Source organism: Rhodanobacter sp. L36, assembly GCF_009765755.1.
Taxonomy (GTDB): Bacteria; Pseudomonadota; Gammaproteobacteria; order Xanthomonadales; family Rhodanobacteraceae; genus Rhodanobacter.
On record NZ_LMUV01000011.1, the window covers coordinates 1,339,777 to 1,364,726 of the forward strand.

Consider the following 24,950-nt stretch of genomic DNA (forward strand, 5'->3'; position numbering starts at 1 on the left):
ACATCACGGCTCGCCAAGGATTGCCACGACTCGAATGGACACTCTCCTCCACAACGTACCCACGTCGCCGCCGCCCTTGCCGATGCGAGCGTCGCCGCCGTCTGCATCGCCGCGTGCGCCGGGTCTTGGCGTGGCGATCGGCTTCATCGCGATGTATTTCCTGCTGCAGATCGGGCTGGGCCTGGTTGCCGGACTGGTGGTCGCCGTCATCGTCGGCGTGCAGGCCTTTCTGCATGGAGGATGGGCGGCGCTCGCAGGACTGGAGCCGCGCGTCCAGACCACGCTCGAACAGCCGGATATCCATGCAGCGCTGATCATTGCGGTACTGGTCGGCTCGGCGCTGCTGACGTTGTGGATGGCGTGGAAGAAATGGCCGAGATTCTGGTCGATGCCGGACCCGCCGGGATTCGGTTTTGCGATGCCAAACGCGTCCGCGTTTTTCATCGTGGCGATCGCTTTGGGTATTGCCGCACCGATGCTTGGTGGCGCGGTGACACACGTATTGGCCGGCGATCATCCGGTGTCGCAGGACATCCAGCAGCTTGGCGCGCAGGCGCAAATTGGAACGCGCGTGGTGCTTGCGTTGATGGTGGCTACGCTGGGGCCGATCGTCGAAGAGCTGCTTTTTCGCGGCCTGCTGCTGTCCGCCCTGATGCGTCGATGGCAGGTGGGCTGGGCCGTGGCTGTCACGTCGCTGTTGTTCGTGCTCATCCACCTGCCGGGACTGAAACTCCAGTGGTACGCGCTGCCCGATCTGTTCCTGCTTGCGCTGGCACTGTCGTGGATACGCCTGAAATCCGGCTCGATCTGGCCGGCCGTGCTCACGCATGCAACGAACAACGCGCTGGCGATGCTGGCCTGGTTCTTGGTGATCAAGCCGGGTTGATCGCAGCTCGACACATCACCTTGGCAAGATGCCGAACTCGCGAAGCAACTGCGACGTTTCAAAAACCGGCAGCCCCATGACGCCGGAATAGCTGCCTTCGAGATGCTCGATCAACATACCCCCACGGCCCTGGATCGCATAAGCGCCAGCCTTGCCGAACGGCTCGCCGGTAGCGACATAGTCAGCGATCACTTTTTCGCTGAGCGCGGCGAAGCGAACTTGCGATGTGCTCACCGCGCATTGCTCGCCAGAGGCGCTGACCAGCCACACGATCGAGATGACCGCATGCGGTCGCCCCGACAGCCGACGCAACATCGCAGCGGCGTCGGCGTCACTGGCCGGCTTGCCGAAAACATCATTGTCCAACACCACCTCGGTATCGGCACCAAGCACGCAGACACCTTCGATACCAGCAAGTTTTCGCAGGCCGGCGCGCGCTTTGTCGCGTGCCACGCGGCTAACGTAATCGTGTGGGGATTCGTTCGGTTCGCGGTGTTCTGCTACATCGACATCAAGCACATTGAACGGAAAGCCGAGTTGCTCCAGCAACTGGCGTCGACGCGGCGATTGGGAAGCAAGATAGAGCATCGTTATTCCAGGCGAAGGCCGCGAACGAATCAAAGCGTGAGCATGTACTCGCAGAACTGTCGGTCGCGCTGCCAACCCATCGATTCGTACAGCGCCTGCGCTGGTGCGTTGTCCAGCGCCGTGGACAACGACAGACTGGCCGCACCGCGTGCGCGCGCTGCATCGACCGCAGCGTTGATCAAGGCGGCAGCCACGCCACGGCGCCGCGCTGCGGACGCAACGAACAAATCGTTGAGCAGCCAGGTGCGCACCGTGCGCACCGATGAAAACAGCGGATACAGCTGGGTGAATCCGAGCGCCGCTTCATCGCCTTCGCCACGCGCGAGCAGGATGAGCGATTCGCGATTGGCGATGCGCTCGGCGAGAAAGTCGCGTGCGCGCGAAATGTCCGCGGGCTGTCCGTAGAACTGTCGATAGCCATCGAACAAGACAGTGACGGCATTGATGTCCCGAAGTGTGGCTTCCCGAATCTGCAACGACATGGCGACACGCTCCTCGACGAATGGCGCTCACGCGCGGTGATAGGGATGCCCGGCGACGATGGTGGTGGCGCGGTAAAGCTGTTCTGCCAGCACCAGCCGCACCAGCATATGTGGCAACGTCAACGGACCGAGCGACCAGCGTTGATTTGCACGCGCGAGAACGTCGGCTGCGTGGCCGTCCGGACCACCGATCAGAAACGCGAGATCACGACCGGCCATGCGCCAGCTGACGAGCTGCCCGGCGAGTTCCTCGCTGGACCATGCCTTGCCGCGCCCGTCGAGCGCGACGACATGCGTGTCGTGCGGAAGCGCGGCGAGGATCGCGGCGCCTTCATCCTGCATCGCGCGCACGTCGTCGCGACCCTTGCCACGCAGGCCGGGTTTCAGTTCGACAAGTTCGATGGGCAGATCGTGCGAAAGGCGTTTGCGATATTCCGCGAAACCCTCGGCGACCCAGCCGGGCATGCGTTCGCCGACGGCAATCAGTCGTGCGCGCATGCCGGCGATCTGTCGCTTCAGCCAGCTTGGGCAGCGTCGGCTTCGTGGCCACGGTCGCCCACCGTCCACAGTCGCTCGAGTCCGTAGAACTCGCGGATGCGTGGCAGCATCACGTGCACGATCACGTCGCCCAGATCCACCAATACCCATTCGCCTTCCACTTCGCCTTCGACGCCCAGCGGCATGACGCCCGCTTTCTTGGCGCCGCGGGTGACTTCGTCGGCGATGGATTTGACGTGGCGGGCGGACGTGCCCGACGCGATGACCAGCAGGTCGGCGATGGAGGTTTTGCCGCGAACGTCGATCTCGCGGATGTCCTTGGCCTTGAGATCTTCCAGCGCGTCGATGACGTGCTTGCGAAGGACGGGTGTGGTGACGGTCGATTTACTGCGTTGAGTCATGCTCAAGTGGTCTGGCCTCGTGCGGATCGCAGGTGCGATGGCGGGCGCAGTATACCGCCCCGCCATGGCGGGCAAGTCAATGTGCCAGTTCGCGTTTCGCCAGGCGGTACTCGTGCATCAGGCGGGTCACCAGTTCGGCCGCCGGTTGAGGCCGAACCATGCTAGCCGCCTGGCCGCACCATTCGGACAGCAGATCGCCTCGCCCGGCGGCAGCTGCGGCGCGTCGAAGTGGCGCAGTCAGTGCGTTCAACACCGGATACGGCAGGCCTTGCGCGGCCTCTGGCATGGCTTCGACAAAGCGGTTGCGCAGGCCTCTGGCGGCGCGACCCGAAAAGCCGCGGATAGTGGTCACCTGGTGAACCTGCACCTGCGGCAGGTCGCGCTTCCACGCCTCGGCGGCGGAACATTCGGGACATGTGAGGAAGGCCGTACCGAGCTGGCTGCCGGCCGCGCCAAGCACTTCCGTCGCAAGCATGCCTCGACCATCCATGATGCCACCGGCAGCGATCACTGGAATGTTCCTGTCGTGCGCTGCGAGCGCGCGAACGGTCAGCGGCAGCAGCGCGAACAGGCCGATCATTGCGTCCTCCGCATCGTGCAGGAATGTACTGCGATGACCACCCGCCTCCGCGCCTTGCACGCACACCGCATCAGCGCCGCCATCTGCCCAGGCCAGCGCTTCGGCCACGGTGGTCGCGGTGCCGATCACGTAGATGTCTCGCTCGTGCAACGCGCGCAATTGCGTCGGACTGATCACGCCGAAGGCGAAGCTCGCTGCTGCGGGCCGTGCTTCGCAGAGCGCCGCGAACTGATCGGACGCGCGCGGGGCCCAGCGCATCGGCAGGCTGGTGCGCACGTCGAGGCCTTCGCGTGCCATCAGCGCATCAAGTTGTTCGCGCGCTTTCGCCACGGCAGCCATGTCCGCATCGAATTCATCGGGCAACACGAAAAGGCCGATCGCATACGGGCGATCGGTCAGTGCGCCGATCGCCTGCGCCTGATCGAGGATCGCCTGCGGTTCCAGATAACCTGCGCCGACCGAACCGAGTCCGCCTGCGTTCGACACCGCGGACACCAGTGCAGGCGTGGTGGAACCCGCCATCGGCGCCTGGATCAGCGGATGCTCGATGCCCAGACGTCGTGCGAAGGAATCATTCATGGTCCATCAGCCTCCAGCGATTCGTTGACACGCCGATGACCGCGAAGGACATCGCGCGCTAGCTCTGGCCAGCGACGATGTTCACCGTGATCGCGATGATGAACACGTTGAAGAAGAACGCGATCACGCTGTGCAGCAGCACCACGCGGCGCAGATAACGGCTGGTGACTTGCACGTCGGATACCTGGAAGCACATGCCGATGACGATCGCGAAATAAGTGAAATCCCAGTAATCGGGATGCGGCGTTTCGGGAAAATCGAGGCCCGTGTGCTTGTCGCCGAAATCACCGTAGAAACCGTGCGCGTAGTGAATGGCGAACATGGTGTTGAGGAACAACCAACTCAGCACCACGCTGATCGCACCGATCACCAGTGCAAGCACGCCGCCGACCTTCGCCGCGTGCAGCTCGTTGCTCAGCGCCACCAGTACGACCGTCGACAACACGATGCCGCTCCAGAGAATGCCCCAGCGACCGGTGTCCATCGCCTTCGCCTGCGTGCGCATGTGAGCGGTGTTCGCCTTGTTGAACATGTGCGCCATGATGCTCAGGAACACGATGGCAGCCAGATCGAAAGCAAGCAGCACGGCGGTGGCCGGACGGAAATCCAGCGCCAGCAGCGCCGCCGCCGCGAGCACGAAGATCATCAGCGAGAGAATCGTTCTCGGGCGGGATTTCAAATAGCGAAACGGTCGCCATCCGCGCTTCTTGCGCCGCGCTGCCACAGCCGATTCGTCATTGCTCACACGCTGCTCCCGAGTGCGGCACGACAGCCGCGTATCCGCCCATGATAGCGAACGGTTTCAGGATCGCAGGTCGTCGAAGCCGGGATGGCGGCGCATCCACGCCACCGCGTACGAACAGGCCGGCACGACCTTCCAACCTTCCTGGCGCGCCGTCGTCAGCGCTGCTTCCACCAGGGCCGAGGCGATGCCGCGTCCGCCCACCGCATCGGGCACGCCGGTGTGGGTGATCGTCATCACACCGGCGGCGAGCATGTAATCGAGTTCGCAATGCGAACCCTCAACGATGGTTTCGAATCGGTGGGCGGCGCGGTCATGCTGGATGGCGGGTGTCATGCGAAATCCTGTGCGGCGGAAAGGCGCAAGCATACGTGCCACGAACGGTAACCGCAGGTGAAGCCAGGCGATCGCTGGGTTCGCATTTTCTGTATGGATCGCGGGCCATACTCGCCGTTCTGTTCATCACCCACGGAGAACCCCATGAAGAAATCCGCATCCGCCCACTGGTCCGGCGGCATCAAGGACGGCCAGGGCAGCATCTCGACCGAAACCGGCGTGCTGCGTGAAGCGCCGTATGGCTTCAAGTCGCGCTTCGAAGATGGCCCGGGCACCAATCCGGAAGAGCTGATCGCCGCCGCTCACGCCGCGTGTTTCACCATGGCGCTGTCGCTCGGGCTGGGCAACGCGGGCCTCACTGCCGACAGCATCGATACCAAGGCCGTGGTAACGCTGGACAAGGACGGCGACGGTTTCTCGATCACCACTTCGCACCTGACCTGCAAAGCGAAGGTGCCCGGTACCGATGCGGCCACGTTCGACAAGATCGCGCAGGAAACCAAGCTGGCCTGTCCGGTTTCCAAGGTACTCAAGGCGAGCATCTCGCTGGACGCCACGCTCGAGAGTTGATCCACGCACGGCATTGACAGCCCCCGCGGTTCGGCTAACGTCCGCTGGGTACGTGAACCGCAGGGGCTCCGGTGGCAACTCTCATTCCCACACGCAACAGCTGCCTGCCGCGCATGACCGGCGGCGAGAAGCGCGTTTCCGAGCGGCTGGAACAGAAACTCGAAGACGACTACCTGCTCTGGTACGACGTGCCGGTCGGGGTGAAGCAGCGCCATCCGGATTTCGTGGTATTCCATCCACGCCGCGGCCTGCTGGTTCTGGAAGTGAAGGACTGGAAAGTCGACACCATCCGTCATGCCGACAGCACGCAGTTCACTTTGGTTACCGATCGCGGACTGGTGAAGGAAACCAACCCGCTGCTGCAAGCGCGCGCGTACGCGCTGGAAATCGGCGTGGTACTGGAACGGGATCCGGCGCTGCGCCATCCCGAGGGCTCGCGTCACACGGGCAAGCTGATCATGCCGTGGGCCTGGGGCGTGGTGATGGCCAACATCACTCGCAAGCAATTCGATGAAGGTGCTCTGGGCGACGTGCTGCCCGATCATCTGGTGATCTGCCGTGATGAACTGTACGAAACGGTCGACGCCGAAGCGTTTCAGGAACGGCTGTGGGCAATGTTCCCGCAAGTGTTTCCGGTCACGCTGACCTTGCCGCAGATCGATCGGGTGCGTTGGCATCTGTTTCCGGAATTGCGCGTGGAAGCGGGCAGCGGCCAGTTCGGTCTGTTCGGTCCCACCGACGCGGCCGTGCGTCCGCTGGAAATTCCCGACCTGGTCAAGGTGATGGATTCGCAGCAAGAGCAACTGGCGCGCTCGATCGGCGGCGAGCATCGCGTGATCCACGGCGTCGCCGGCTCCGGCAAGACGATGATCCTCGGCTTCCGCGCCATGCAGCTCGCGCGTGACATGGGAAAGCCCATCCTGGTGCTCTGCTACAACAAGACACTGGCCGCACGGCTCGAACAACTGATCGGCGAGCGCGGGCTCAGCGAAAAAGTACAGGTCTACAACTTCCACAAGTGGTGCCGGAAAATGCTGGTGGCGTACAACGAGCCGCTGCCATCGGGTAACGGAAAAGTTTTCGCCGATGCGTTGCCACCCGCTGTGATCGCCGGCGTGGATCGCGGCCAGATTCCGCGCTTCCAGTACGGCGCCGTGCTGATCGACGAAGGGCATGACTTCGAACCGGAGTGGTACAAGCTCATCGTGCAGATGATCGACCCGGCGACCAACTCGCTCCTCGTGTTGTACGACGATGCGCAGAACATCTACGGCAACGCCGATCGCCGTCGCATCAGCTGGAAAAGCCTCGGTGTGCAGGCGCAGGGCCGCACCACGATTCTCAAGCTCAACTACCGCAACACGCTGGAGATCCTCTCGGTGGCACGCGTGTTCGCCAGCGAATTGCTGCAATCGCGCGGCGACGATGACGACGGCGTTCCGCTGATCTCGCCGGAAAGCGCGGGCCGTCGCGGCGCCCTACCCGAACTCGTGCGAACCGACACGGCCAGCGCACAGCTCGATGTGTTGATCGCGCGGCTGCGCGACGAGCATGCACACGGCCGACCGTATTCCGACATGGCCGTGTTGTTCCGCAATCAATGGGAAGGCGAAAAACTGCATGAGGCCTTGCAGCGCATCGGCGTCCCGAGCCAGCTCGCCGAAGGCGTCGGCAAGCAAAACCTTTTCACAGCCGGGGACAGCGTCAAGCTGGTGACGATGCATTCCAGCAAGGGCCTGGAATTTCCGTTCGTGATCATTCCCGGCCTCGGCTCGCTGCCCAAACCCGGCCAGACCGAAGCCGATGAAGCCCGCCTGCTCTACGTGGCGATGACGCGCGCGACCGAGCATCTGCTGCTGATCCATCACGACGATTCAGTGTTCAGCAAACGCATTCGCGATTCGATCAACGAAGTGCAGACGCAGTTGCACGAATCACCCTGAGTTTCTTCGGCGTCGTGATCGCACCAACTCACCGGCACTTGATCCGGTGACATGTAACGTCCATCTGGAATGAAACGAAGAACACTTGCCCTCGCCTTTCAGACTGGAGTTCGCGATGTCCGCCTTTGATCTCAACCCGCCCACCGATACGCAGCGCAAGACCATCACGGCCGGATTGTCCGCCGACGAACGTCGCGTGCTGCTCGAACACGGCACCGAAGCGGCGTTTTGCGGTGTGTTTCTCGACAACCACAAGGACGGCGTCTACACGTGCCGTTTCTGCGGCCTGCCGTTGTTCCGCTCCAGCGCAAAGTTTGATTCCGGCACCGGCTGGCCGAGTTTCTTCCAGCCTTACGATTCCTCGCACATCAAGCTCGTGCGCGACACCAGCTACGGCATGATCCGCGTCGAGGAAGTCTGTGCGCGCTGCGGCAGCCATCTTGGCCACGTGTTTCCGGATGGCCCGCCGCCGACTGGCGACCGGCATTGCCTGAACTCGGTGTCGCTGGCTTTCACCGAAAGCGGCGATGCCTTGCCCGACGTACTCGAACGCAGATCACCGGAAGGTCAGCCGGATATGGCGCACTGACCTCGTCTGCTCATTGCCGCGTGCGCTCGCTTCGCTTACAATAAGAATCATTCTCACTTGCAATATATTGCGACAGACCGCTGGCATCCCTTCCAGTCGTCACCGCATCCGTTGCAGGTGTCGCTGATTCACTGCACGCAGGGCGGCCATGTCTACACCTTACGAATCGAACCTTCGCGTCAGTCGGCGCGCGCCGTTCCTTACGACATCCATCCGTCACGCGCTGCTGGGCTTGCCGCTGATCGCCGCCGCAATGCTGCCCTTCTCGGCCACGCGTGCAGCGGAACCTGCACAGGACACGACAACCGATTCCACAACGACTACACGCAAACCCGTCACCACGCTGGGCAACGTGCAGGTCACAGCGATCGCGAAGGACACCGGCTCGGTGACCAAGACCGATACGCGGATCGTCGAGATTCCGCAGTCGGTGTCGGTGATCACTGCCGACCAGCTCAGCGAACGCGGCGTGCATGGCATCGAGGAAGCCGTGTGGTACACCGCTGGCGCGCAAGGCGGCGGTTACGGCAGCGATTCGCGCAGCGACTGGTTGTTGGTGCGTGGCTTCACGCCGGCTCGTTACCTGGACGGCCTTGCGCTGGCCGACGGATCGGGCACCGGCATCACGCGCATTGAACCTTACGGGCTCGAACGACTGGAAGTACTGAAGGGTCCGTCCTCGGTCGTCTACGGCGAAATGCCGCCGGGTGGCATGGTCAACATGGTCAGCAAGCAGCCGACCGAGCAACCGCTGCATGAAGTCGGCCTGCAGGTCGGCAGCTACGACTTGCACGAAGCGACCTTTGATTTCGGCGGGCCGCTGGATGATTCGGGCCACTGGCTGTATCGCCTCACCGCACTGGCGCGCAAAAGCGACACCGAGACCGACTACATCAAGGACGACCGTTACTACATTGCGCCGGCACTCACCTGGAAACCGGACGATTCGACGTCGCTAACCCTGTTGTCGCGCTTTCAGAAAGGCGACACCACTGCCGCCGCGGGTTTTCTTCCCGCCGAAGGTACCTTGCTGCCGAATCCTTACGGCAAGATTTCGCGCCACCGTTTCACCGGCGAGCCAGGTCAGAACGACTACGACAAGACCATCGCCACGATCGGCTACGCGTTCCATCACGACTTCACCAACGGCGTGGCGTTCAGCCAGAATCTGCGCTACGGCAAGACCGACGTGGACAACAACGGCGGCAACGTCGGTGCCTTCGGCCTGCTCTCGGACGAGCGCACGCTGCTGCGCTATCTGTTCCCGAATGAAGATCACACCAAGACCTTCGGTGTCGACAACAACCTGCAATACGCATTCGACACCGGCGCACTTCAGCACACGCTGCTTGCCGGCGTGGACTATCGGCGTGGACATGACGACTACTCGTCGGCGTTCGCTTTCGGCGTGGCGCCGCTGGACGTTTTCAATCCGGTTTACGGCAGCCCGATCACCGTGCCGGCCTATACCAGCCGAACCGTGCAGACGCAGACGCAACTCGGCGTCTACCTGCAGGACCAGATCAAGATCGATCGCTGGATGCTCACCATCGGCGGCCGCCAGGATCATGTAAAAACCGATACCGACAATCTGATCGGCGTGCAGACCAGCGCAACGCAGAAGGACGACGCGTTCTCCGGGCGCGTCGGTCTCAACTATCTGTTCGACAGCGGTGTGTCGCCGTACGTGTCGTACTCGCACTCGTTCCAGCCGACGGTCGGCAGCAATTTTTCGGGCGATGCATTCAAGCCGACCACCGGCGATCAGTACGAAGCCGGCGTGAAGTATCAGCCCGCCGATGGACAAGGTCTGCTGACGCTGGCGACGTACCAGATCACCCAGCAGAACGCGCTCACCATCGACCCCAACCACACGCTGTTCCAGGTGCAGCAGGGCGAGACGCGCTTGCGCGGTCTGGAGCTGGAAGGCCGCTGGAATATCGGCAGCAACCTCAGCGTATATGGCGATTACACGTACAGTCATTCGCGCGTCACCAAGACCAACGACCTGGCCTCGCTGGGTAAGCAGATTGCGTTGCTGCCGAAACAGCAGGCATCGCTGGGCGCGGATTACACGATTGTCTCGGGCCCGCTTGCCGGGCTCGGATTCGGCGGCGGCGTGCGCTATGTCGGCGATCACTACGGCGACATCTACAATCAATGGAAGACGCCTGCTTACACGCTGTTCGATGCCGCCGTTCACTACGACATCAAAGGATGGCGCCTGCAGTTGAATGCCAGCAACCTGTTCGACAAGGACTACGTTTCCGTATGCAACAGCAATGTCTGGTGTTACTACGGCTACTCGCGCCAGGTCACGCTCAGCGCGCGTTACCGCTGGTAAGGACTGAACGATGAGCATGTTGTCCGCGCTGGCTCTGGCGACTTCCGTGCTCGCTGCGACGGCTTTCTACGCCACGTCGTCGAACTGCCTTTGGCCGTCCATGCATCGATGGCGGCGGTGGTCGATGTCGCTCGCCTTGCTGCTTTGCGTGCTGTCGATCGCTGCTTGGATTAACACATTCGGCATTGGCGTCGGGCTCGGCGCAATGTTGGGTACCGGCATGCTGACGATGATCGTGTTGCCATGGATTGCACTGCGCACTTCTTCATCGAAGACGAGCAGGAAACACGACTGATGTGGGCACGCGCCAGCGCCGGCGTGCTGGCCGGATTCTTTGTCAGCGCGGCGCTGATCGGGCTGGTGTGCTGGTCGTTCCCGGGACCTTGGCAACGCACGATGGTGCCGGGCCTCGTGGCGTTTCTGCCGTTGTGGATCGGCGTGATCTGCACTGGCTTTCTGTTCCGCAACGGCAGGCACGCGTGGCTCTGGCTTGGCGGTATCGCGTTGGCTGGCTTGATCCTGCTCTGGGCGCTGCAATCATTCGGCTGGGTGCAGTGAGTCCTTCCGCATGAAATTGAAATCGACCACCTTGCGCAGCTTCACCACGTTGCATTCATGGGTCGGACTGGTGGCTGGGTTCGCCTTGTTCGTCGCGTTCTACGCTGGCGCGATCACCATGTTCCAGCAACCGCTGCAGCAATGGGCAACGCCGCACGCCGTCGATATCGGTATTGGTTCGCTGGGCGATGCGCAGCGATTGCTTGATGGTGTTCTGGCAAAGCACCCGGAGGCACACGAGTTTCTCGGCATGCTGTTTCCAGGACATGAATCGCCCCAGCCAGTGGCGTACTGGATGAACCGCCACGGCAGCTGGCTATACGCCGGTCTCGACAATCTCGACGGCGGCCCGACCCGCCCGCTCGCCGCGTTGCCGGAGCTCATCAACGAGCTGCATTTCTCGCTGGGCATTCCGGTGATCGGTACGTGGCTGATGGGTGGGGTAAGCCTGCTCTACGGTGTCGCGCTGGTCAGCGGGTTCGTGATCCACCTGCCGCGACTGACGAAGGATTTTTTCGCGCTGCGCGCCGGGCGCAACCTTAAGCGCTTCTGGCAGGACGCGCACAACGTAATCGGTGTACTCAGCCTGCCGTTCCACATCATGTTCGCCATGACCGGCGCCGTGATTTGCCTTCTGTTCGTGCTGATGATGGCGCTGGATCCGCTGATCTACGGCGGCAAGTTGATGGCCGCATCCGGCGCCGCGATGGATACCGCGCCGACGATCGCGAAAGCGGATGTTGCGCACGCGATGACGCCGCTGGCCCAGTGGTACGCGCGCTCGATCGAACTGGCTCGCGCGCAAGGTGTCGATGATTTCGAGCCGGCATATCTCAAACTCGCAAACGCAGGCGACGCGCACGCCGTCGTCGAAATCACCGGCGCATCGGCCCATGCACTCGGCACCATGAGCGCTATCGCGCTCGATGCCACCACTGGAGCCCCGCTTGCCACGCAGTTGCCCGGACAGCGCGACGCAAACCACGCAACGCTTGCCGTCGTTTATGGTTTGCATTACGGCGACTACGGCAACGTGCTTGTGCGCTGGCTGTATTTCCTGCTCGGAGTCGGCGGCGCCTTCCTGTTCTACTCCGGCAACCTGCTGTGGATCGAATCGCGTCGCAAACGTCGGCAACTGGAACAGGGACGCGCACAGATCAACATGGCGCGCGCGACGGTCGGCATTTGCCTGGGATTCTGTGTGGCGATTTCGGTTGCGTTCGTGGCAGCGCAACTATGGCCTGCAGGCGTGCGCTGGAGTTGCTTCATCAGCTGGGCGATGTGCGCGTTGTGGGCATCACATCGGTCGCCGGTTGTTGCGGCACGCGAACTGCTCTGGCTGGCAGCGATCGTCACCGCACTGATTCCGATTGCACACGGCATCACGACGGGCTGGTGGTTCTGGCGTAGCGCCGCGGCCGGTCATGCTGCGCTGTTCGCCGTCGACGTGGTTGCAGTCGCGCTGGCCTTTGCCTTCGTCGAACTGGCTCGCGTCACGGCTCGGCGCGCGCGTGGCGGCGATGCCAACAGCGTGTGGGCCGAGCCTGCATGATGCGGCGATTAGTCGTGTCGGTACGGAGCGAGCAACGACGCGTCGTCGAACAATCCCACGGGCAACAGATAGCGCGCGTCGCGACCGTCTTTCAGCAGTTCGCGAATACGCGTCGCGGAAATTTCCAGCGGCGTGATCTGCAGCTGGACAACATGACCGGCCGAAGTTTTCCGCAAACCGGCCAGATCGCGAAGGTGGCGCTTGGCCATCGCCTTCTCGAGTTCGTCGGGAAATTCCGCAGACACTCCGGGACGCTGCAACACCGCGATATGCGCCACGTCGAACAGTTCGCGCCAGCGATGCCAGCCCGGCAAACCTGCAAATGCATCCGCGCCAAGCAACAGAATTAGCGGACGCTTGCCGATTTCATCGCGCAGTTCATGCAGCGTATCGATGGTGTATGACGGGCCAGCGCGATCGAGTTCGCGCGTATCCGGAATGAGGCGGGACTGGCCGCGCAACGCGGCTCGCAACATATCGGCACGTTGAGCCGCGCTGGCAGTCGGTGCTGTGCGATGCGGCGGCACACTGGCCGGCATCATGCGTACTTCGGCATCGAGCATTTCGGCAGCTTCCCACGCCGCGTTCAGATGCCCTATATGCACCGGGTCGAACGTGCCGCCGAAAATCGCCAGCGGCTTCATGCCAGTGCGGCGGCCGCGCGAGGTTCGGCAATGGCGGCGATCAACCGCTCGGCCTCCTGCCACGGATTTCCGAATTCGCGGCCCTTGGCCATGCGGTCGATACGTGAAGCACGCGCGAGACATTGCAGCCAGTGTTCGCGCGGTGCGCGGCGCAGCGCCTTGCGAAACAGTTGCTCGCGTGCGGGCCACAGATGCTCGATGCGAACCTGCGCAGCGAGGTCGTTGGCATTGGCCAGTCGCAACGCGAGCTGCAACTGGTTCACCAGCCAGCCCATCAGCGCGATGAGTTCGTCGCCCTCTGCACGCAACCCGGCAAGGATGCGCAACGCGCGCGCGCCATCGCCGACGAATGCGGCATCGGTGAGCTTGAAAGCATCGTAGCGCGCGCTGTCGGCGACGAGCGTTTCCATCTCGGCGGCATCGATGCGACCTTCGCCATGCAACACCACGAGCTTGTCGATTTCCTGCGCAGCGGCGAGCAGATTGCCTTCGACGCGCTCGGCCAGCAAGGCGATCGCATCCGGCGTGGCGGTCAGCTTGTGCGATGCGAGTCGTGCACCGATCCACGCACCCCATTCGTTCGGACGCGGCGCGTTGAACACCACCATCGTGCCGCTGGCGTCGAGCTTCTTGCTCCACGCACCATCGTGTTTGTTGCTCCACTCCATTGCTGTAATCAGCAAGGTGACATCCGGCGGCGGATCGGCGCTGAACGCGTTGATTGCCTTCGCGCCTTCGGTCCCGGGCCGCCCGGTGGGCAGGCGCAGGTCGATCAGCCGACGCGTGGCGAACAGCGACATGCCCGCGGCAGAGCGCGCCAGATCGTCCCAGTCGAAATGCTGGCCGACGTCGATAACTTCGCGTTCGCTGTAGCCGAGTTTCTTCGCCTGTGCGCGCAATGCATCGGCGGCTTCCAGTACCAGCAATTCCTCGCCCGCCAGCAAGTAGACCGGCGCGAGATGATCGGCCGTCAGCGATTTTTGCCATTGGCCCTGGCTGAGTGGCATCAGTGCGTGCTGGAAGCAGTCGCCGGCTTGGTGATGTCGTGTTTACCGGCAGCCTGCAGACGGAACAGGATCGCCTGCACGGCATCGGCATTGAGACTGTGCTGAATTTCCTGCACCTGCGACGCGTTGCCGATGGTGTTGCTTGCGTCGTAGCTGTATTCGCGCTGCATGTTGATGCGCTGAATGGGAATCAGCATTTGGCCGTTGGCATCCGCAACGTCGAACTGCACCAGGTAATGCACCGCGTATTCGGTGATGCGCACATAGCCGCCGTTGTTCAGCGAATCGGTACTGAAGCTTGCTACCGGCACCTGCAGCTCGGCAATGCCCGGACCACTTTCGTCCTCGACCGTGGCACCGGAAACCTCGAGCGCGCGAGTCAGCATGCGCTGGAACTCTCCACCACCGGCAACGTTGACGTGCACGCGTTGCATCTGCGGCGGCAGGTTGGCGTTCTCGCGCAGATGGAAGCCGCAGGCGCCGAGCACCAACGTCAGCGCCAGCAGTAGCGGCGCTTGAATCGGGCGGATCTTTTGCATGAAATTCATGGAGTCATCCTGCGACGATGTTGACGATCTTGCCCGGAACCACAATGACCTTGCGCACGCTGAGGCCTTCAAGAAAGTGCACCACTTGCGGCTGCGCCAACGCGAGCTGCTCGGCCTCTTCCTTCGCGGCGTTCGCCGCCACTTCGATGGTAGCGCGCAACTTGCCGTTGATCTGCACCGCCAGCGTGAGCGTATCGCGTACCAGCGCCGACGCATCCGGCTGCGGCCAGGGCTGATCCTCCAGCACGCTTTCCGCATGGCCCAGCACTTGCCAAAGCGCATGGGCGATGTGCGGCACCACCGGGTTGAGCAGCAGCACCATCGATTCCAGTGCTTCGTGGCGCACGGCGCGGCCCTGGTCGCTCTGATCACTGAACTTGTTCAGCGCGTTCAACAGTTCCATCAGCGAGGCGATGGCCGTATTGAACGCATGACGCCGACCGAAGTCGTCGCCGACTTTCTGGATGGTTTCATGCAACTGGCGACGCAGGGTTTTCTGACCGGCATCCAACACAGCGGAATCCACGATCGGATGATCCCGATTCGCCGCATGCGTCGTCACTTCGCGCCAGAAGCGCTTGAGGAAACGGAACATGCCTTCGACGCCGGCTTCGTTCCACTCCAGCGACTGCTCCGGCGGCGCGGCGAACATCGAGAACAACCGCACGGTATCGGCGCCGTACTTGCCGATCATCGTCTGCGGATCGATGCCGTTGTTCTTCGACTTGGACATCTTTTCTGTCGGGCCGATCTGCACCGGCTGGCCGTCGGATTTCAACTTCGCGCCGATCACTCGCGCACGCTCGTCGCGCTCGAGTTCCACGTCGGCCGGATTAATCCAGTCCTTCGAACCATCGGCGTTGTCGCGGTAAAACGTTTCGGCGATCACCATGCCCTGGCACAGCAGATTGGTCGCCGGCTCATCCGACTTCACCAGCCCTTCGTCGCGCAGCAGCTTGTGATAGAAACGGAAGTACAGCAGGTGCAGGATCGCGTGCTCGATGCCGCCGATGTACTGGTCGACCGGCAGCCAGTAATTGGCGCGCTCGTCGACTTGCGTGGATGCGCCGGGGCTGGTGTAGCGCGCGTAATACCAGCTCGATTCCATGAACGTGTCGAACGTATCCGTCTCGCGTTCGGCCGCGCCGCCGCAGGTCGGACACGTGGTCTTGCGCCACTCGGGGTCGGCCTTGATCGGCGATTGCACGCTGCCGACTTTCGAATACGCGTCGGCCACGTCTTCGGGCAGGATCACCGGCAGCTGGTCCTCGGGCACTGGCACGTCGCCGCACGTCGCGCAGCGAATCACCGGAATCGGGCAGCCCCAATAACGCTGGCGGCTCACGCCCCAGTCGCGCAGGCGGAAGTTGACGCGACGCTCGCCACGCGCATCCGCTTCAAAGCGTTTCGCCAGTGCGTCCAGCGCCTGCTGGAAATCGAGGCCGTCGTACTCGCCAGAGTTCACCAGCCAGCCGCGTTCGGTGTATGCGCCTTCTTGCTGGATGCGCTGCTCGAAGTCCTCGATCATGCGTACCGCCGAGGCGGTCTCGAACGTATCGATCCTGCCACCGTCGAGCGCCGCGCTCATCGCATCGTTGCCTGCGCCCGACGAGAGATCGCGGCGAATTTCCCCCAGCGCATCGAGCACGCTGCGATCGACGATCACCATGCGGATCGGCAGGCTGTAGCGTCTGGCGAATTCCCAGTCGCGCTGGTCATGCGCTGGCACCGCCATCACCGCGCCGGTGCCGTAATTCATCAGCACGAAATTCGCCACGTAGATCGGCAGCTCTTCACCACTGATCGGATGGATGGCGTGCAGGCCCGTGTCCATACCGCGCTTTTCCTGCGTCTCCAGTTCCGCTTCGGAAACACCGCCCTGGCGCAGCTCGGCGATGAAATCCGCCAGTATCGGTTTGCTTTTCGCCGCGCGCAGCGCGAGCGGATGCTCCGCAGCGACGGACAAAAAGGTCACGCCCATCAACGTGTCGGGACGCGTGGTGAACACTGTGATCGGATCGACCGCCTGGCCATCGGCGTCGTTCACGTCGAAACGAATTTCCAGCCCTTCGCTGCGACCGATCCAGTTGCGCTGCATCGTCTTGACCGCGTCGGGCCAGCCCGGCAGCGTGTCCAGTCCGTCGAGTAGTTCCTGCGCGTAGTCGGTGATCTTGAGGAACCACTGCGGAATCTCGCGCTTCTCCACCACCGCGCCGGTGCGCCAGCCGCGGCCGTCGATCACCTGCTCGTTTGCCAGCACGGTCTGGTCGACCGGGTCCCAGTTCACCACCGCGTTGCGGCGGTAGGCCAGGCCTTTCTTCATCAACCGCACGAACATCCGCTGCTCGTGCACGTAGTACTCGGGACGGCAGGTGGCGAACTCGCGCGACCAGTCGATCGCGTAGCCCATCGACTGCAACTGCGTGCGCATGTGCTCGATGTTGGCGTAGGTCCACTTGGCCGGCGCGGTCTTGTTCTTGATCGCGGCGTTTTCGGCGGGCAGGCCAAACGCATCCCAGCCCATCGGCTGCAGCACGTTACGACCGTTCATGCGCTGGTAGCGGCTGATCACGTCGCCGATGGTGTAGTTGCGCACGTGGCCCATGTGCAATGCGCCCGACGGATAGGGCAGCATCGAAAGGCAATAGAACTTCGGGCGGGAGTCGTCCTCCTTCACCTCATACGCGTGTTGCGCAGTCCAGTAGCTTTGCGCGGTCGCTTCCAGCGACTGTGGCCGGTACTGCCCGGTGGCGTCGGCCTGTTCGGCGACGTCGCCCGTTGCGGTCGAGCCTGAGAATGGTGTGTCCTGCATGATTCCGACGCCGTAATGCGGTTGGCGCAGCGCGATGACAACCGGCTGCAGTGAACTGCGCAGACTAGCCCAGCGCAGCCCGGGCGCCAAGCCTGAACCGGCCCGTCAAGGGACCGGGCAAACCGCCGCCTGCCCGTTGCCGAGCGACCTCGCCGCTACCGCGATCTGCCCGGCCAGTTCCGCCAACGCACGCTGATGACCCTGAACCAATGCGTCGTAACCCGGGCCGACCGTCTTGTTGATGCGGCTGCTGCAGGCGATGCCGTTTTCGTGCTCGCCGTGCATCACGCGCAGGCTCCAGCTCGCTTCGATCAGCGCGTAACTACCGGGTTGCGAATCGAAGCGGCGCACATCCAGCTTGATCCGCAACAGCGGCTTGTCGTTGCCCGGCAGGCTGCTCACGTCCTGGGCGTGGAGTTCACGTGACAGGTCAGCCGACATCGCGCCGCGGACTTCATCGCCGAGCGGCGCGATCCAGCGTTCGCCGTCGAGCAATGCCACGCCCTGCCCGCCTTCGCGCACCACCAGCTGCGGCTGGTCCACCTGCGGCGGCACGCTCACAGCCAGCAATTCAAACGGCATCGACGGGCCGCTGGCCGCTGCAGCCGATTCGCCGATATCACCGGCCGGCGGAATCAGCGTGTAGTAATGCAGTGGTGCCGAGGCGCAGGCGACCAGCGTCAGCGCGGTCGCCAAGGTCCAAAGGCGCAGTCCGGTCCGAATCATGGTTGACTCCTTTGCGGCGTTTCGGTGGCGGGCTTCAGTTCGGCGGGCGCGGCATCGGGGCGACGACCACGGATCAGCGATTCCGGATGGCCGCCCAGATAATCGGTGAGCACGCGCACCGAGCGCGCCATGCGTTGCAGTTCGCTCAGCGTGCCGCCGAGGTTCTGCTGCAACGGCGAATCGCCGGACAGCGCATCGCTGGCCGTGCCCATGGTTTTCTGCACGCCCTTCAGCGTGTTCCTGAATTCCGGCAGGGTCTGGCCGTTGACCTGTTTCATGGTGGCGTTGAGCCCGGCCAGCGTCTGGTCGAGGTTACGACCAATGCTGTCGAACGGAATCTTGTCCACCTTGTCGACGATCTGAGCCAGCTGTTCCTGCAGCTTGTCGAAGCTGCCGGCCACGGTCGGAATGGTGAGAGGACGCGCGTTCGGATCGAACGACACCGACGGCGTATGCGGCACGAAATCGAGCGATACATACAGCTGGCCAGTCAACAGATTGCCGGTACGTGCCTGCGCGCGCAGACCGTGATCAACCAGACGGCCCATCAGCTGCGAGAGATCGGGGTTCTCGCCATGCGCCTTGGCGAGGCTTTCCAGTTTGTCGTACGCGCCGCCAAGGCGTTGCGGATAGACCACCGCGCCCACGATCACCGGGAAACGCTGCTGGCTTTCGTCGTAATCGAGGTTGATCGACACGACCTTGCCGATGTTGATGCCGAGGAATTCCACCGGTGCATCCACCGCCATGCCCCGCACCGACTGCTCGAAACGCATGCGGATGTAATGCGCCTCGCCATCGGGCGGCGCCATCGCCGTGGTTTCGTCGCCGAACAGTTGATAGCTGGTGTTCTCCGGTGCCGGCGTGCTGTCGTGCGGACCGCGCGGATCCTGGAACGCGATGCCGCCGGCGAGTACCGACGCGAGCGATTGCGTGTTCACCTTCAGTCCGTTGGCACCGAGCGAGAGATCGACACCACTGGCATTCCAGAACCGCGAGGCCGTGGTGACATAGCGGTCATTCGGGCCATCGACGAAGAACTGCAGCGATACGCCCTTGCCGTCCTTGTCCAACTGGTAAGACACCACGCGGCCGACCTGGATGCGCCGGTAGTAAACCGGCGAACCGATATCCAGCGAGCCGAGATCGTCCGCATGCAGCATGAAGCTACGACCGGGTGAGCCATGGTTCACCGCCGGTGGCGTTTCCAGGCCCGTGAACCTGTCTTCCGCGTCGCTTGAGTCGCCCACATCAACGCCGATGAAGGCGCCGGAAAGCAGCGTGTCGATGCCCGATACGCCGCCCAATCCAATGCGCGGACGCACCACCCAGAAACGCGTGTCCTTGACCGCGAAACTCTCGGCACTTTTCTCCAGCGCGACGCCGACCAGTACGTGGTTGCGATCATCGCTCAGATGGATCTTGTCGACCTTGCCGATCACCACGTTCTTGTATTTCACCGGCGTCTTGCCGGCGTCCAGCCCTTCGGCACTTTCAAAGCTGATGGTGATGTGCGGCCCGGCCTGCAACCGGTTGCTGACCACCAGCGATAAACCCACCAGCGCGGCGAGCGCCGGCACCAGCCAGATCAGCGAAGCATTGAAACGCCGGTGCCGGATGACCGGTTTGGGCAACTCGTCCCGCGGCAATTCGTCTCGCGGCGGCTCATCGCCTGCCGGAAGATTCGGATCGGTGCTGTGGTCGTCACTCATGGGTTTCCCTGCCATCCCAGATCAAACGAGGGTCGAACGTCATCGAAGCGAACATGGTCAATACCACGGTGAGGCCGAAAAAGATCACGCCGGGCAACGGCTCGACCAGGCTCAGCACATTGAAACGCACCAGTGCCGTCAGCAACGACACCACGAACACATCCAGCATCGACCAGTAACCGATCAGCTCCACCAGCCGGTAAAGCTTGGCGCGCTGCGGCCGCGCCCAGTCGGTGCCGCGCTGGCTGGTGATCAGCAACGTGCCCAGCACGAGGAATTTGAGCATGGGCACCACGATGCTTGCCGTGAAAACGATGACCGCCAGATCCGGCGAGCCTTTCGTCCACAACTCCACCACGCCGCTGAGGATGGTGTTGTCGTCGATGTCGTTGAGGCTGGCCGTGCGCATGATCGGCATCAGGTTCGCCGGGATGTACATCATGAAAGCGGCTATCAGCAGCGCCCAACTGCGCGAATAACTCGCTGCCTTGCGCCGGTGCAGTGCAGAGCCGCAGCGTGGACAGGTCGCCACATCGCCATGCCCGGCGTGGTCGGGATGATCGTGGTCGAACGGGTCGCTCGACACCAGCCGGCAGACATGGCAGCCGATTACGCCCAGATCACTTGCGCGTGGAAGCGCGCTCACGCGGGTTTCTCCGACGTGAGTTCCCACAGCGAACGCAGGTCGACGCTGGCGAACACAGTGATCAGCAGTGTCAGCACCGCGTACGCATAGATGCCCGGCTCGGCGATCACGTCGAAATACACACGCGCCTTGACGATCGCCACCAGCGCGCCAAGCACGAACACTTCGCTCATCGTCCACGGGCCCACGTAATGCAGCGTCACCATCATCGGCACGAAGCCCGGCGCACGCCGACCGCTGCGCGCGAACAGCAGCAGCCATCCGATCGAGATCATCTTGACGAGCGGGAAAAAGAACAGCGTCGCGGCCGCCAGCACCGAAACGACTTTCGCGTCCTGCTGCCACATCGCAATGATCGTGCCCCACAACGTGGCACTGTTCTCCTGCCCGTTGAGTCCGAGCGTGACGATCGGCCAGATGTTGGCCTGCACGAACATGATCATCGCCGTCAGCACCAGCGCGAGCATCGCGTTGCGACTCAACCCGTGATGACGTTCGAGAATCGCCTGGCAGCGCGCGCACTTGGCCACGTCGCCACGGGTCAGCACACGTCGGCGATACACCGTGTCGCAGTGCTCGCAGATCATCAGCGCATCGTGTGGAGTCGTGCTCATGCGACCGTGTGGATTCCCTGGCTTGCCATCGGTCATTCTCGCAAATCTGCAGTGCCCGCGCTGAACTGCACGCGACCGCTTGATATGCTGATCCGATGCCCTGACCTGAAGGGTCATTCGACTCATGGAGCTTGACGTGACTGACACCGCCATCACATCGCATGTGTTCGACGTGGAGCAGGAGACTTTCGAGACCGATGTCTTGCAAGCCTCGCTGACTACGCCGGTCCTGGTCGATTTCTGGGCCAGCTGGTGCGAACCGTGCAAAACGCTCGGACCGATGCTGGAAAAACTCACCGCCGAATATCACGGTGCATTTCGCCTGGGCAAGGTCGACGTCGACAAGCAGCAGGAACTCGCCAGTATGTTCGGCATTCGCAGCATTCCGACTGTCATGTTGGTAAAAGACGGCCAGGTACTCGATGGTTTCGCCGGTGCGCTACCCGAAGGCCAGCTGCGCGAATTCCTCTCTCGCCATGTGCAGCCACTGGAAGCGCCAGTGGAAGAAGTGGTCGAGGAACCGGTAAAGGAAACACCCGAACAAGCCATCGGCCGCCTGCAACAGGCCATCGCAATGGAGCCGGACAAGGCCGAGCTCAAACTCGACCTTGCCGTGGCGTTGATGCGCGCCGGCCAGATCAGTGCAGCCGAAGCGGAACTCGACGCGCTGCCGATCAACCTCGCCACCGACGCGCGCGCGCAACGCCTGCGCAGCGAACTGGAACTTGCCCACGCTCTGAAAGACGCGCCGCCATTGCCCGAATTGCAGCGACGCGTGCAGGCGGACGATACGGATTGGGAAGCGCGCGATTGGCTCGGCGTGCGCTTGTTGCTGGAAGGCGACGCTGTCGCCGGACTCGATCAGTTCCTTGCGATCCTGCAGCGCAACCGCGCGTGGAACGAGGGTCAGGCAAAGAAACGTTTGCTCGCTGCGTTCGCCACGCTCGACGATGCAGAACTTGTCGGCCGCTATCGCCGCAAGATGGCCTCGTTGCTGTTTTGATGAAGGCATCCACGTTCCGTCGTCTGCTCAACCTGTGGCCGCCGTTCCTGTTCAATTCCATTCGCCTGCAATCGCTCAGCGATGATTACAGCGAGGCGAAAGTTGTATTGCGGTTGCGTCCGTGGAACCGCAACTACGTGCGCAGCCAGTTCGGCGGCAACCTGTTCGCCATGGCCGATCCGTTCTGGATGCTGCTGGTGATGCACCGGCTCGGCAACGACTACTACGTGTGGGACAAGTCCGGCGCGATCGATTTCGTTGCGCCGGGTCGCGCCGATGTCTACGCGCATTTCAAACTCGAAACATCCGTGGTCGATGAATTGCGCGCCGCGGCTGCGAACGGCGAAAAAGTGCTGCGCTGGTTCGAAACAGACATCGTCACCGCCAGCGGCGAAGTCGTGGCGCGGGTGCGCAAGCAGGTTTACGTGCGGCTGAAACCTCGCGCCCGCTGAGCACTTCGCGACGCTGTAGTTATTCCTGCTCGAACCGCGCGATGTCACCCGCTGCCGCCTGCGCTCGGCGGATGCTGCTGCCGGTGCTGGTGTGGTCGAGTTTGCGGGCGAGTGCCGCGCGTTGCGGCTGGCGTGTCCAGCGATGCACCCACCATGTCGCGAGCAGGCCGGCCGCGCCGACCGCGAGCTGAATCCAGATCACCGACGGCGCCACCTGCATGATCGCGCCGCGCGTCAGCACCACCAGCAAGGGTGCCGTAAGAAACCACCAAGGCAGGCCCACCACGACGGCGCCGCCGACCGCATAAACGCGGCGCAGTTTCAGCAGTTGGCGCTGGATCGTCAGCACCGGCGCGGCGTAATCGATCTGCGCGATATGCCCCTGCACCATCGCGCCGACGATGATCAGCCCCAGGCAATAAAGATGCATCACGACACCGGCGATCAGCACCGCCGGATCATGCAGATGCGTCACCCAGATCGGCGCGAACATGCAGATGCCGGCGATGCCGATCGCCATCTGCAACGCCTGCCCCCACACCAGCGGCCGCAGTCCGCGACGCATCGTGTCCAGCCGGCCATCGCGAAAAATCTGCACGTTCAATGCATGCTGCTGTTCGAGCCGGTGGTCGAGGGTTTGCCAGGCGAGTTTCATGTCATCGAGTTCCATGGTCATGCTCCGGATTCGCCGGCGGTCATCTGGCCGCGCAGCTTCTGTTTGATGCGGCTGATCTTGGTCGCCACATTGGTTTCGCTGATGCCGAGGATCTCGGCCATCTCGGTGTAATTGCGGTCTTCCAGATACAGCAGGATCAACGCGCGATTGAGCGGATCGAGCTGACCGATGAACGCGTAGAGCGCAGTCAGCCGTTCGTCCTGCTCGGCGATCGGGTCGCCACCGCCAACCGTTTCCAGGTGATGCGTTTCCAGCGGCTCGAAACGATCCGACTCCGGCCGGCGCTCGCGCCGCACCTGCGAGATCGCCACGTTCAACGCGATGCGATACATCCAGGTGGAAAACTTCGCCCGCGCCGAGTCGTATCCACCGAACGACCGCCACAGCTGCGTGCTGATTTCCTGCACCAGATCATCGCGATCCGCGGCATTGCGGCTGTAAAGCCCCGCCACCTTGAACACGATGCGCCGATGTTCGTGCAGCAATTCCTCGAATCGCCGCTGTTGCTGCCTGGCTGTCATGGACGTCGTTTCCCTCCGTTCCACCCATGATTCGCAGCGTACGGAAAAAAATCACAGTGCAGTCGGCAGGAACTCCACCCGAGGATGCGAAGCCTCGACGGCAAGCGCCGCATCGACATGGCGATGCCAGCAGAAGGGTTGCTACGCGGGGCGAATAACAACGCGGAAGTCTATGTGACTGCTTTGGAAATCTCACGAAGCGCAGTAGTGGCTTCGCTCATGCCGGCGGAGGCTTTTCATGGCGTCCCCGTCGGCACGCCGATCAGGCAGCAGTTGTCTCGGATGCAACGCGGCCGACGCGCGGGCCGGGGAAACCCTGGGACAGGTCTTCGTAGACATCGTGCGCATCTTCGTGGCCGCGATGCGCCGCCTCGCGCACGCTCTGGTAATACGCAAGATCAGCCATCCACAGTTCGCTGGACACCGACTGCAAAGTATCGTCCACACTCATTGCCAGTGTCTGGAGTTCGGTTGCGAAGCGCATCAACTGGCTGCGCAGTTGTCGATCCTTCTGCAAGTCGGCGGTGTTGATGAAGCCAGGGACGAACTGCGCCCGGCTCGCCATGTACGTGACGCACTTTTCGTCGAACCCCACCGACTTCAGCCCCAGTCGCGGCATCTCGCGTCGATCCTGCGCCGACAGCGTGACCAGAAACGGAAGTAACTCCCGCATGGTCGCCAGCGCCCCTTGCACCGTTGCCACATCCTGCTCGGACAGCACCGCCGAAATACGATTGTCGCTGATCATGCCAACACTCCCTGTTATGACGAACGTCGCCCCGACGTCGACGCGTGCGAGGGTACAGGCACTTTCTGACATTCGATAGCGTCCTTTGCCGCCCAAGACACTTATCGGAAAAAAACAGCACCTCACGGCCAATCACCAGCCACGAAGACGAAGCGCCAGCCGTCAACGACCGTCGTCGGGAACATTTGCGCCG

28 protein-coding genes are annotated in these 24,950 nt (G+C 62.7%); 10 read left to right on the forward strand and 18 right to left on the reverse strand.

The window, feature by feature from the left end; translation table 11 throughout:
* The first annotated feature begins 34 nt into the window (after positions 1-34).
* A complete protein-coding gene (locus GSQ73_RS15820) occupies positions 35-886 on the forward strand; it encodes a type II CAAX endopeptidase family protein (RefSeq protein ID WP_158885694.1) in 852 nt (283 codons plus the stop codon).
* Positions 887-901: 15 nt separating this feature from the next.
* On the opposite strand, the gene GSQ73_RS15825 is transcribed toward GSQ73_RS15820, so the two are convergent.
* The 7 genes from GSQ73_RS15825 to GSQ73_RS15855 all read right to left on the reverse strand — a co-directional run bounded on the left by GSQ73_RS15825 (position 902) and on the right by GSQ73_RS15855 (position 5,092).
* On the reverse strand, positions 902-1,474 hold the full coding sequence (locus GSQ73_RS15825) for a Maf family protein (protein ID WP_158885695.1): 573 nt from the start codon (positions 1,472-1,474) through the stop codon (positions 902-904).
* 29 nt (positions 1,475-1,503) lie between these two features.
* Positions 1,504-1,956 carry a GNAT family N-acetyltransferase gene (locus GSQ73_RS15830; RefSeq protein ID WP_158885697.1) on the reverse strand — a complete coding sequence of 151 codons (453 nt, stop codon included), beginning with the start codon at positions 1,954-1,956 and terminating at the stop codon, positions 1,504-1,506.
* A gap of 27 nt (positions 1,957-1,983) precedes the next feature.
* Entirely contained in the window at positions 1,984-2,454 is a 471-nt protein-coding gene (gene rlmH, locus GSQ73_RS15835; RefSeq protein ID WP_158885699.1) for a 23S rRNA (pseudouridine(1915)-N(3))-methyltransferase RlmH, read from the reverse strand.
* A gap of 17 nt (positions 2,455-2,471) precedes the next feature.
* Positions 2,472-2,855, reverse strand: coding sequence for a ribosome silencing factor (rsfS, locus tag GSQ73_RS15840; RefSeq protein ID WP_158885701.1), 384 nt, complete (start codon positions 2,853-2,855; stop codon positions 2,472-2,474).
* A 76-nt stretch (positions 2,856-2,931) separates the two neighbouring features.
* Positions 2,932-4,014, reverse strand: a complete 1,083-nt coding sequence (locus GSQ73_RS15845) for a nitronate monooxygenase (RefSeq protein ID WP_158885703.1) — start codon at positions 4,012-4,014, stop codon at positions 2,932-2,934.
* 58 nt (positions 4,015-4,072) lie between these two features.
* Positions 4,073-4,660, reverse strand: a complete 588-nt coding sequence (locus GSQ73_RS15850) for a DUF1345 domain-containing protein (protein ID WP_158886539.1) — start codon at positions 4,658-4,660, stop codon at positions 4,073-4,075.
* 156 nt (positions 4,661-4,816) lie between these two features.
* Complete coding sequence (locus tag GSQ73_RS15855) at positions 4,817-5,092, reverse strand: GNAT family N-acetyltransferase (RefSeq protein WP_158885705.1); 276 nt, start codon at positions 5,090-5,092, stop codon at positions 4,817-4,819.
* 144 nt (positions 5,093-5,236) lie between these two features.
* Between GSQ73_RS15855 and GSQ73_RS15860 the strand changes: the two genes are divergently transcribed.
* From GSQ73_RS15860 to GSQ73_RS15890, 7 genes are all read left to right on the forward strand, one after another.
* Positions 5,237-5,662: an OsmC family protein gene (locus tag GSQ73_RS15860; RefSeq protein WP_158885707.1), complete on the forward strand. Its 426-nt coding sequence runs from the start codon at positions 5,237-5,239 to the stop codon at positions 5,660-5,662.
* 71 nt (positions 5,663-5,733) lie between these two features.
* On the forward strand, positions 5,734-7,605 hold the full coding sequence (locus GSQ73_RS15865) for a 3'-5' exonuclease (protein ID WP_254063427.1): 1,872 nt from the start codon (positions 5,734-5,736) through the stop codon (positions 7,603-7,605).
* Between the two features lie 115 nt (positions 7,606-7,720).
* On the forward strand, positions 7,721-8,194 hold the full coding sequence (msrB, locus tag GSQ73_RS15870) for a peptide-methionine (R)-S-oxide reductase MsrB (protein WP_158885709.1): 474 nt from the start codon (positions 7,721-7,723) through the stop codon (positions 8,192-8,194).
* Positions 8,195-8,342: 148 nt separating this feature from the next.
* Positions 8,343-10,538, forward strand: a complete 2,196-nt coding sequence (locus tag GSQ73_RS15875; RefSeq protein WP_254063428.1) for a TonB-dependent siderophore receptor — start codon at positions 8,343-8,345, stop codon at positions 10,536-10,538.
* Positions 10,539-10,548: 10 nt separating this feature from the next.
* Positions 10,549-10,833: a hypothetical protein gene (locus tag GSQ73_RS15880; RefSeq protein ID WP_158885711.1), complete on the forward strand. Its 285-nt coding sequence runs from the start codon at positions 10,549-10,551 to the stop codon at positions 10,831-10,833.
* On the forward strand, positions 10,782-11,096 hold the full coding sequence (locus GSQ73_RS15885) for a hypothetical protein (protein WP_343160852.1): 315 nt from the start codon (positions 10,782-10,784) through the stop codon (positions 11,094-11,096). Before GSQ73_RS15880 ends, GSQ73_RS15885 begins: the two co-directional genes overlap by 52 nt.
* A gap of 10 nt (positions 11,097-11,106) precedes the next feature.
* Positions 11,107-12,648, forward strand: a complete 1,542-nt coding sequence (locus tag GSQ73_RS15890; RefSeq protein ID WP_158885713.1) for a PepSY-associated TM helix domain-containing protein — start codon at positions 11,107-11,109, stop codon at positions 12,646-12,648.
* Between the two features lie 8 nt (positions 12,649-12,656).
* Here the strand turns inward: GSQ73_RS15890 and nadD are convergent, their stop codons facing one another.
* The 8 genes from nadD to GSQ73_RS15930 all read right to left on the reverse strand — a co-directional run bounded on the left by nadD (position 12,657) and on the right by GSQ73_RS15930 (position 21,357).
* Positions 12,657-13,292, reverse strand: coding sequence for a nicotinate-nucleotide adenylyltransferase (nadD, locus tag GSQ73_RS15895; RefSeq protein WP_158885715.1), 636 nt, complete (start codon positions 13,290-13,292; stop codon positions 12,657-12,659).
* Positions 13,289-14,299: a DNA polymerase III subunit delta gene (gene holA, locus GSQ73_RS15900; RefSeq protein WP_158885717.1), complete on the reverse strand. Its 1,011-nt coding sequence runs from the start codon at positions 14,297-14,299 to the stop codon at positions 13,289-13,291. The genes nadD and holA overlap by 4 nt, the downstream gene beginning before the upstream one ends.
* Positions 14,299-14,847, reverse strand: a complete 549-nt coding sequence (lptE, locus tag GSQ73_RS15905; protein WP_158885719.1) for an LPS assembly lipoprotein LptE — start codon at positions 14,845-14,847, stop codon at positions 14,299-14,301. Before lptE ends, holA begins: the two co-directional genes overlap by 1 nt.
* A 4-nt stretch (positions 14,848-14,851) precedes the next feature.
* Positions 14,852-17,659 (reverse strand): leucine--tRNA ligase, encoded by a 2,808-nt coding sequence (gene leuS / locus GSQ73_RS15910; RefSeq protein WP_158885721.1) that lies wholly within the window; start codon positions 17,657-17,659, stop codon positions 14,852-14,854.
* Positions 17,660-17,764: 105 nt separating this feature from the next.
* A complete protein-coding gene (locus GSQ73_RS15915; protein ID WP_158885723.1) occupies positions 17,765-18,385 on the reverse strand; it encodes a PqiC family protein in 621 nt (206 codons plus the stop codon).
* The gene (locus GSQ73_RS15920) at positions 18,382-20,097 is read right to left on the reverse strand and encodes an MlaD family protein (protein WP_158885725.1); all 1,716 of its coding nucleotides are present in this window, start codon (positions 20,095-20,097) and stop codon (positions 18,382-18,384) included. Before GSQ73_RS15920 ends, GSQ73_RS15915 begins: the two co-directional genes overlap by 4 nt.
* On the reverse strand, positions 20,090-20,743 hold the full coding sequence (locus tag GSQ73_RS15925; RefSeq protein ID WP_158885727.1) for a paraquat-inducible protein A: 654 nt from the start codon (positions 20,741-20,743) through the stop codon (positions 20,090-20,092). The genes GSQ73_RS15920 and GSQ73_RS15925 overlap by 8 nt, the downstream gene beginning before the upstream one ends.
* The gene (locus tag GSQ73_RS15930; protein ID WP_158885729.1) at positions 20,740-21,357 is read right to left on the reverse strand and encodes a paraquat-inducible protein A; all 618 of its coding nucleotides are present in this window, start codon (positions 21,355-21,357) and stop codon (positions 20,740-20,742) included. Before GSQ73_RS15930 ends, GSQ73_RS15925 begins: the two co-directional genes overlap by 4 nt.
* A 136-nt stretch (positions 21,358-21,493) precedes the next feature.
* On the opposite strand from GSQ73_RS15930, the gene trxA reads away from it, so the two are divergent.
* Both trxA and GSQ73_RS15940 read left to right on the forward strand, forming a co-directional pair.
* Positions 21,494-22,360, forward strand: coding sequence for a thioredoxin (trxA, locus tag GSQ73_RS15935; protein ID WP_158885731.1), 867 nt, complete (start codon positions 21,494-21,496; stop codon positions 22,358-22,360).
* Positions 22,360-22,812, forward strand: a complete 453-nt coding sequence (locus tag GSQ73_RS15940) for a DUF4442 domain-containing protein (protein ID WP_158885733.1) — start codon at positions 22,360-22,362, stop codon at positions 22,810-22,812. The genes trxA and GSQ73_RS15940 overlap by 1 nt, the downstream gene beginning before the upstream one ends.
* 19 nt (positions 22,813-22,831) lie before the next feature.
* Here GSQ73_RS15940 and GSQ73_RS15945 read toward each other — a convergent pair whose 3' ends face one another.
* The 3 genes from GSQ73_RS15945 to GSQ73_RS15955 form a co-directional block, all read right to left on the reverse strand.
* A complete protein-coding gene (locus GSQ73_RS15945; protein WP_158885735.1) occupies positions 22,832-23,482 on the reverse strand; it encodes a serine/threonine protein kinase in 651 nt (216 codons plus the stop codon).
* A 2-nt stretch (positions 23,483-23,484) separates the two neighbouring features.
* Complete coding sequence (locus GSQ73_RS15950; RefSeq protein ID WP_158885737.1) at positions 23,485-24,009, reverse strand: sigma-70 family RNA polymerase sigma factor; 525 nt, start codon at positions 24,007-24,009, stop codon at positions 23,485-23,487.
* Positions 24,010-24,271: 262 nt separating this feature from the next.
* Positions 24,272-24,757 (reverse strand): hypothetical protein, encoded by a 486-nt coding sequence (locus tag GSQ73_RS15955; RefSeq protein WP_158885739.1) that lies wholly within the window; start codon positions 24,755-24,757, stop codon positions 24,272-24,274.
* Positions 24,758-24,950 lie beyond the last annotated feature (193 nt).